10 protein-coding genes are annotated in these 7,542 nt (G+C 67.4%); 6 read left to right on the top strand and 4 right to left on the bottom strand.

The genetic code is table 11. The features are described 5' to 3' along the window. Positions 1–1,231: MFS transporter (locus CCN51_RS27580; protein WP_086860195.1), on the top strand; the 1,231-nt coding region annotated here is incomplete at its 5' end. A gap of 52 nt (positions 1,232–1,283) precedes the next feature. Here CCN51_RS27580 and CCN51_RS27575 read toward each other — a convergent pair. Together CCN51_RS27575 and CCN51_RS27570 are read right to left on the bottom strand one after the other, a co-directional pair. Next, a complete protein-coding gene (locus CCN51_RS27575) occupies positions 1,284–1,841 on the bottom strand; it encodes a GNAT family N-acetyltransferase (RefSeq protein ID WP_014177473.1) in 558 nt (185 codons plus the stop codon). A 23-nt stretch (positions 1,842–1,864) separates the two neighbouring features. Continuing rightward, positions 1,865–3,244 carry an NsdA family TPR-like regulatory protein gene (locus tag CCN51_RS27570; RefSeq protein WP_014177472.1) on the bottom strand — a complete coding sequence of 460 codons (1,380 nt, stop codon included), beginning with the start codon at positions 3,242–3,244 and terminating at the stop codon, positions 1,865–1,867. A gap of 294 nt (positions 3,245–3,538) precedes the next feature. On the opposite strand from CCN51_RS27570, the gene CCN51_RS27565 reads away from it, so the two are divergent. The 4 genes from CCN51_RS27565 to CCN51_RS27555 all read left to right on the top strand — a co-directional run bounded on the left by CCN51_RS27565 (position 3,539) and on the right by CCN51_RS27555 (position 5,464). Then, entirely contained in the window at positions 3,539–3,982 is a 444-nt protein-coding gene (locus tag CCN51_RS27565; protein ID WP_014177471.1) for an ATP-binding protein, read from the top strand. Continuing rightward, a complete protein-coding gene (locus CCN51_RS27560) occupies positions 3,975–4,214 on the top strand; it encodes a hypothetical protein (RefSeq protein WP_014177470.1) in 240 nt (79 codons plus the stop codon). Before CCN51_RS27565 ends, CCN51_RS27560 begins: the two co-directional genes overlap by 8 nt. Before the next feature lie 103 nt (positions 4,215–4,317). Next, a complete protein-coding gene (locus tag CCN51_RS55130) occupies positions 4,318–4,494 on the top strand; it encodes a hypothetical protein (protein ID WP_014177469.1) in 177 nt (58 codons plus the stop codon). Between the two features lie 109 nt (positions 4,495–4,603). Then, a complete protein-coding gene (locus CCN51_RS27555) occupies positions 4,604–5,464 on the top strand; it encodes an aKG-HExxH-type peptide beta-hydroxylase (protein WP_238545659.1) in 861 nt (286 codons plus the stop codon). 6 nt (positions 5,465–5,470) lie between these two features. On the opposite strand, the gene CCN51_RS27550 is transcribed toward CCN51_RS27555, so the two are convergent. After that, complete coding sequence (locus tag CCN51_RS27550) at positions 5,471–6,157, bottom strand: pentapeptide repeat-containing protein (RefSeq protein ID WP_014177467.1); 687 nt, start codon at positions 6,155–6,157, stop codon at positions 5,471–5,473. 244 nt (positions 6,158–6,401) lie between these two features. Continuing rightward, a complete protein-coding gene (locus tag CCN51_RS59350) occupies positions 6,402–6,536 on the bottom strand; it encodes a hypothetical protein (RefSeq protein ID WP_264349463.1) in 135 nt (44 codons plus the stop codon). 151 nt (positions 6,537–6,687) lie between these two features. Between CCN51_RS59350 and CCN51_RS27545 the strand changes: the two genes are divergently transcribed. Next, positions 6,688–7,542, top strand: an 855-nt coding sequence (locus CCN51_RS27545; RefSeq protein ID WP_107426085.1) for a TIGR03084 family metal-binding protein, incomplete at its 3' end; no start/stop codon positions are given.

The following is a 7,542-nucleotide window of genomic DNA, read 5'->3' as shown; positions in this document are numbered from 1 at the left end:
CCCCCGCCGCCAGCGGCACTGGGCGGACCGTTCGGGGGCGCGCAGGCCGCTGGCGGCGGGGGTGGTGCTCACGGTCGTCACTTTGGTGGTCTCGGGGGCCAGCACCTCCGTCTGGCAACTCGCCGCCGGGCGCTTTCTGGACGGGCTGGCGGCCGGGATGGTCGCGGTTTCGGTCGACGCCGCCATCGGCCAGGCGTATCCGGAACGGCTGCGGCCGCGTGCCTTGGCCCTGATGAGTTCGTGCTGGATCATCCCCTCGCTGGCGGGTCCGCCGCTGGCCGGGCTGGTGTCGGAGTGGTGGTCCTGGCGGGCGGTGTTCTTCGGTCTTGCGGCGGCGACCCTGCTGCCGGCGCTGGCGCTGGTGGTCGTGTTGCGCGGCCGTGCCCTGCCGGGGGCGGCGGCGCCGGACGGTCACGCCTCGCGCCCGCCGCTGCTGATCGCGGCGGCGGTGAGCCTGGGCGCGGCGCTGGGGCAGTACGGGGTGTCGGGCTGGGACGTACGCCATCTGCTGTTCGTGGCCGGGGGGTTGGGGCTGCTGGTGGTGTTCGCGCCGCGGCTGCTGCCCTCGGGCACGTGGAGCGCCGCGCGCGGGCTGCCGACGACGGTGTTGCTGCGCGGGCTGTCGTCGGGCACGTACTTCACGGTCGAGGCGCTGGTGCCCCTGATGCTGATCAATGAACGGGGCGCGCCCGCGGTGTTGATCGGGCTGGCCTTCACCGGCGCCGCCGTGGTGTGGGCGGGCGCCTCGTGGGTGCAGGGGCGGCTGCTGGAGAACCGGCCCCGGCATCTGCTGGTCGGGGCAGGGGCGTTGGTGATGGCGGTGGCGGTCGGGCTCGCCGTGGTGGGGACGTTCACCAGGGGGCCGGTGCTCCTCGCCGCTTCCGCCATGCCCGTCGCGGCCGCCGGCATGGGGCTGCTGGCCCCGTCCCTCACGGTGTTGTCGCTCTCGCACAGCCCGACCGGTCGGCTGGGCCACACCAGCAGCGCGATGCAGACCAGCCAGAACCTCGGCCAGGTCACGGTGATGGCTCTCGCCTTCGCCGCGCTCAACACCTGCGTGGCGATGGGCGCCTCCGCGACGGCCGGTTACGGGGCGGCCTTCGGGCTGCTGCTCCTGCCGCCCCTGGTGATCGCCCTGCTGGCCGGGCGTGCCCGCAGTACGGGCGGCAGGGTGGTGACCGCTGCCACCATTGCTGGTGAGCCGACCTTGGCCGACAGCGGTCCCGTCTGAGCAAGACGGGCAGCGGCTGCGCGAACGCGCGGGCCTGGCCGTGCTGTAGGAACTATGAGTCCCGGCTGTGGGCCCACTCTTCACGGAGGATTCCGTAGACGATGGAGTCACGCCATGCACCGCGGACGTACACGTGCCCGCGGATGCGGCCTTCTTCGGTCATTCCCGCGGCCAGCAACGTCTTCTCGGATGCGGTGTTCAGCGGTGCGCGAGCCGCCCATACTCGATGAAGATCCAGGTCGTCGAAAGCGAGAGACAGCAGCAATCGCACAGTTTCCCGGCCGTATCCCACTCCCCAAGCATCGGGGCGCAGCGCGAAGCCGATGGTCGCCGCGCGCTGCTGATGCGGGTCGAGTGCCAGGCGGGCGAATCCAACGAGCTCGCCGCCATCGCGCTCAACGACGGCGAGTGCGTATTCCTCGCGGGGTTTCGCGGTCGCCGAGGCGATGGACCGCGCGACGATGCCGCCGACTTCCTCCCGCGAACGCGGGGTGAAGCTGAGATGCTCAGTGGCTTCCGGGCTGCCGTAGATGGCCTGTACTGGATCTACGTCGTCAATGGTCAATTCACGGAGGTTGAGCCGTGCGTCGTCGCGCTTGACCGGATGCATGTGGGGGACTTTACCGCTGCCGTCTAGTTTGGCAGAGCGAGTGTGGGACGACTGCTGAACGCCGCGATCTCCTCGCGTAGCTCCCGCGCCGTCAGGGCTTCCCGCATGGCCCCGTGTGCCAGGGAGGACCTTACCCGCTGGACGGAGCCGATAATGCCGGCATTGCGCTGGCTGGGAGGGAGCTGGAGGACTGGCCGGACCGCTTCGGCGGCTCCGCTCAGATCTCCTGCGTAGAGACGGGCGAGGGCCAGATCTGTCTGAACGCCTGCCTGATCGCCGAACGCCCAGTGTGGGTCGCCGGTGTCCTTGAAGCCTCGTGCTGCATCCTCCGCGCGCCGCACGAGGCTCGCGCTGTCGGTCGGGGAGGTGCTGTTGCCGAGTAGGACGCATGCTTCGACGCTGTAGTACGCCTGCCTGATCTGTGGGAAGAAGAAGTTCCCTCCGAGAGCGTCCAAGTCGTCGGGCGAGGTGTGCTCGCGCAACTCCTCGGCACGGCGATTAGCGACGCGTACGGTTTCCGCATCGCCCACCAGCGCTGCCGCTCGCGCCTCCAACCCCGCGAGCCACACGGTCACGCTGCCGCGCAGGCATTCTCCGACCGAGGCCCCCTTACGCGCGTAGTGAAGGGCGTCTTCGGGACGATCGGCCCAGTACGAGATCAAGGACTGGAGCCCCCGTACCCAGGCGCTCATGCCCTGGTGTTCTGCTTGGTCCGCGCATACAGCGGCGGTGCGAGCCTGCATCATTGCCGACTGCGGGTCCCCGAGGTCGTGGCTGGCCTTGGCGAGCATCCCGGACTGGATCGCGGCGAGGAGGTACAGATCTCGGGTCTGTGACGGCTTGGCGTGGCCGCTCTCCAGGAGGCGGAACGTCTCGTCCTGGACGTCGGCGAGGTCCTGCAAGATGGTTCCGAGGGGGACACGGATGTATATCTCGGCAATTCGACGAACCTCGTCCTGGAGGTAGCTCAGGGTCTCTTGTCCTACCTCGTTCCGCTCCGCTCCCATGGCGAATCGGATCGCGCGCCTTGCGGCCATAGCTGCGTGCCTTCCCATCCAGTGCAGTTCCGAGCCAGGGTCGGCGCGGAGTTCGGTGATCGACGCGCTGGCACCGGGCTCACGGCCTAAAGATGCCGCAAGTTCGTCTGAGGCCGGAGCCTCGGCAAGAAGCTCAGTGATCGGCCGCCCAAACAGGTGCGCGAGCACCCGTCGTGCGTCGTTCTGCGGCTTCACTTTGCCGAGGTACCAGCGTTCGAACGTGCTCTCAGACAGCGTCAGCGTTGCCAGGGAACATTCACCAGTTTCCTGAGCCAGGCTCTGAGCGGCCAAGCGGTACTGATGGGCGAAGGTCGGGTAGTCCTTCCAGCCCTTCTGATCGATGAGAACCCGAAGAAGCGTGGCCATCGTTACCTCTTTGCCGTGTGTCCAGCGCGTTGTCACGACGGTACGGCAGCAGCGCCGAAACTTGACGATCTCAGCGGTAATTCAACGACTCTGACCTGACTCTGACGGCAGTCTGCCCAAACCCGCCACTCGGCAGCACAAGAATGACGCCAATCTGACGGTGGATCTGCACGGGAAAATATTGCCACGATCGTCGGGCACAAGGGCTTGGCGAGTACCAGGAACGACCGCCCAGCCCATGTCCACCAAGCCCCGACGCCGCCGGAGCGCGAGCAGTCGGTGAGCGGAGGAGCCATGGTCCCCGTCGCGGGTGTTGATACGCAGAGCAGGTTGAACATGAGCCTGACTGTCCAGCTGTCTGAGCTGGGCAGCATCCGCCGCACAGTCATACGGCAACTCCGCAGTTGGGGCCTTGAGGAGATCGCGGATGACGCGGTCCTGGTGGTGACCGAGCTGCTGGCGAATGTTCACAAGCACGCCGGGGGCGTCTGCGATCTGGAGATCGAACACGAGGCAGGCCAGCTGATCGTGAGGGTCAGCGACACCGTGATGACGCCGCCAATGGTTCGTCGGCATTCCACCTCCGCAGAGATCGGCAGGGGGTTGCTCCTTGTGGGGGAACTGACCGAGCACTGGGAGACGGCCATCACCGGTACCGGGAAGGTCGTGACGTGCAGATTCCGCGCGGTGGACCGACGTGGTCACGAGCGGGCCGTCTTGGGAGGCGGCCATGCGTGAGCACGAGCACCGACCCTCCCGCCCCAGTGGGCTCTACGCCATCAGGGAGCTTCCGAGCGGGGTGCGCGTCAACGATCACGTCTATCTGGACGGCGCCTATCGCAGGGTCGTCGACATGCGGGCTGTCGGACCGCGAGGGAAGGTCCTGATCTTCGCCGACAACACGACATGGCGCATGCGGCGACAGCACCTCATATTCCGCCCGATCCTCCCGTTCGTCTCCGGCGAGTAGACGAGCCCATCGGACTCCCGGCCAGCCATTCGGCTCCACTTTGGGTGGACGGGTCGGGTGAGCAAGTGCAGTGCACCACTCCACTCCGACAAGGAGAAGCACTATGAGCTCGAGTCAGATCAATCTGGTCAAGACAGAGGCCATGCCGTGTACCGCGCTGGCCAGCCTCGTGGCGGCCGTCGCCGAGGACCCGAAGGCCGTGGCGGCTGGCGTGAAGGCGTCCGTCCGGCGGTCCCAGGAGGATGACAACAACTGCATGATGGGCGGCTGGACCTCCTGACCACCCGCTGAAGCGCTGATGCGCTGAGCCTCCCGTGTGCCCGGAGTGGTCTTCCGCCCCGGGCACACACCCCCGGTCATCATCGAAGGAGAGATCCCTCGTGCACTTCATGAACATCGGCCACGCCTACGAGAACACGGCCCGACTGATCCACGCCGTAAGCGACGAGTACCCGGACGCCGACGGTCTGCACGCGGCTTACAGGGCAGCCATCTCGACGCCCCACCTCCGCCCCTTGCCGGTCGAGGGCAAGGGGATCTCCGTCTCCTACGAGGACGGCAGGTGGGCGAAGCACTGCATCGGAAGCGGCATTTTCACGAACATCTTCAAAGGCGCCGGACCGTCGGACGGGCCGACCAGGCAGGAGTGGGACAACAGGGTCGCCGAGGCCCTGGACCTCATCCAGGAGATCAGCCCCGACCTCCGCCTCATGGTCGACCTATTGGTCACAGACCTCGTGGTCCTCAACAGCGGCGCGGACGGCGGTGGCTCCGCCTCCCACATGCCCGGCGTCGTGGTGATAAGCCCCGGTGCCGAGTGGGACGTCCTCGACTACGCGATGTGTCTGGTCCACGAAGACATGCACCTCAACCTCTTCGTGGCGGACAAGGTGTACGGGACCTTCACCCTTCCGTCCAACGCACTCGAAGCCGAGGAACTCCGCGCACTGTCCGCTGTCAAGATCGGCCAGCGCCGACCGCTGGACAAGGCATTCCACGCCGCGATCGTGACGGTCCCGCTGATGTTCATGCAGGACCGCCGTGGTGTGACGACTCTGGTAGACCTCTACACCGAGTCGCTGCGGGACGCCTGCGAGGATTTGAAGAAGCAGCGCCGGATGTTCACCCAGTACGGTCAGATGCTGCTCGACGAACTGTGCGACTTCGCCGAGCACATCGACTTCGCCCACGCGGCCCGTGCGATCTCCGGCATGGACTACGCGGGCTACAGGCCGAGCGCGTACGCCTGACACGGCTTAGTAGTCCTCGAAGAGGATTCCCGCCTCTCGTGCCAGGCTCAAGGCCAGTTCCATCGACCCTGGGCCTTGCACGGTTGCGCCCTTGAGGCTCGCCGCTCCGCCAACATTGTTGAGCGTACAGTTCTCGAATCGGACGGTTCCCATTTGGGCGTTGGAAAACTGCGCCCCGGTCAAGTCGCAGTTGTCGAAACACACATTGTGCATTGATGCCGACTGAAAGTCGGCCCCCGTCATCTTGCAGTCGGTGAACACGACACTGTAGAGCTTCATGTATCGGTACATCGCGGGAGCGCTGATACACCCTTCGATGCGCACATCGCGGAATGTTCCCGACTTCCATGACGAGCCAGTGATGCGGCTTCCGTTGATCGTGCAGCGAATCAGGGACACGTCGTGTGCGGTCACCTGAGAGAAGTCACAGGTGTTGAAGGCCGAGTCGCTGAACTGGCTTCTGCGTAGTTCAGTTCCGGTGAAGCGTGAGTTCTCGAACATGCACGACTCGAATTCGACGGCTTCTGCCTCCAGGCCCACGAAATGCGTGCTTTCGTATCTGACCCCCTTGATGATCGCATCGTCTTCCAGGGTGTCTCTCTCCTCTGCTGTACGGAGAGAGGGCGGCAGTTTCGGAGCCGTGGGATTCTTGATGCGTGCGATCCTGCTGCCTTGGCGAGAGATCTGAGCCATGTGAGGTCAATCCATTCGCGGGGTACGTTTGATCCTCGCGTCGTATTTTTGAGTGAACTCTCGATTGCGACGGGGACGCCGCACAGTCTAGGGGAATTACCGGCGGTGCAGGGGAGTTCGTTCACCCCAAAGGCGTGACGCCGTACCGTTCCGCTGGCCGAGTCCTATATGTGGCCGCTAGCGGGTGCCCATCGCGAGTTACCGGCGACGGCCGACGCGCTGGAACGGGCCGGGGTCTGATGGATCAGTCCGCTGCGTCCTGTCGAGTGGTCCTGCTGATCCAGCGCAGGTAGCCCTCCGCCCTGGCGGCGCGGCGGGCCGCCACGACCGGCTGGGACAGCTTCACGGCGTCGTCGCGGGTCTCTGCCACCGTGGTCACTTGTAGCTACTCAGCCATGTGGGCGGGCCTATCCCTGGGGCGCACGCCGACGATGCCTGAATCATGCAAGCGCGCTTGATTGTTTCTTGGCGCACTGCCACGCTCCCTTCCCGGGACGCACGACAGGGACCCCACACGACGGGAGCGCAGCGTGTCCGATACGGAGGTCGTGCTCGGCGATCTGCTGGCCGAGGGCGAGGAGTTGGACGGCCTGGTGGCCGGGCTCGCGGAGGAGGCGTGGGCCGCGCCGACGCCCGCCGCGGGCTGGACGATCGCGCATCAGATCGCCCATCTCGCCTGGACCGACGAGCGGGCCGCGCAGGCGGCCACGGACCCGGCGGGGTTCGCGGCCGAGGTGCGGAAGGCCGCCGCCGAGCCGGACACGTTCGTGGACGAGGCCGCCGAGGCCGGCGCGGCACAGCCGCCCGCGGAGTTGCTGCGGCGCTGGCGGGAGGGGCGGGAGCAGTTGCGGCGCGTACTGGCCGGGCAGCCCGCCGGGGCGCGGCTGCCGTGGTACGGACCGTCGATGAGCGTCGCCTCCATGGCCACCGCCCGGCTGATGGAGACCTGGGCGCACGGGCAGGACGTCGCCGACGCGCTGGGCGTGCGCCGCGCGCCCACCACCCGGCTGCGGCATGTGGCCCGGATCGGCGTACGGGCGCGGGGCTTCGCGTACGCGGTGCGCGGTCTTGAGCCGCCCGCCGAGGAGTTCCGGGTCGAACTCCGCGCCCCGGACGGGGAGCTGTGGACGTACGGGCCCGAGGACGCGCCCCAGCGGGTCACCGGGCCCGCGCTGGACTTCTGCCTGCTGGTCACCCAGCGCGCGCATCGTGCGGATCTGGCGGTGCGGGCGGAAGGACCGGACGCGGAGCGGTGGCTGGACATCGCCCAGGCCTTCGCGGGGCCGCCCGGCAAGGGCCGTGCCCCGGGCGACGGGCGGCCCACCCAGGGCTCCGACCGGCCCGGCGGCGCTGCGGAGCGCGCAGCCGGGCCGGTCGGAGCCCTG

The organism is Streptomyces milbemycinicus (assembly GCF_002154605.1).
GTDB classification, from domain to species: Bacteria; Actinomycetota; Actinomycetes; order Streptomycetales; family Streptomycetaceae; genus Streptomyces; species Streptomyces milbemycinicus.
The sequence above is the reverse complement of the archived record's forward strand: the minus strand, read 5'-3'. Positions and strand labels throughout refer to the sequence as shown.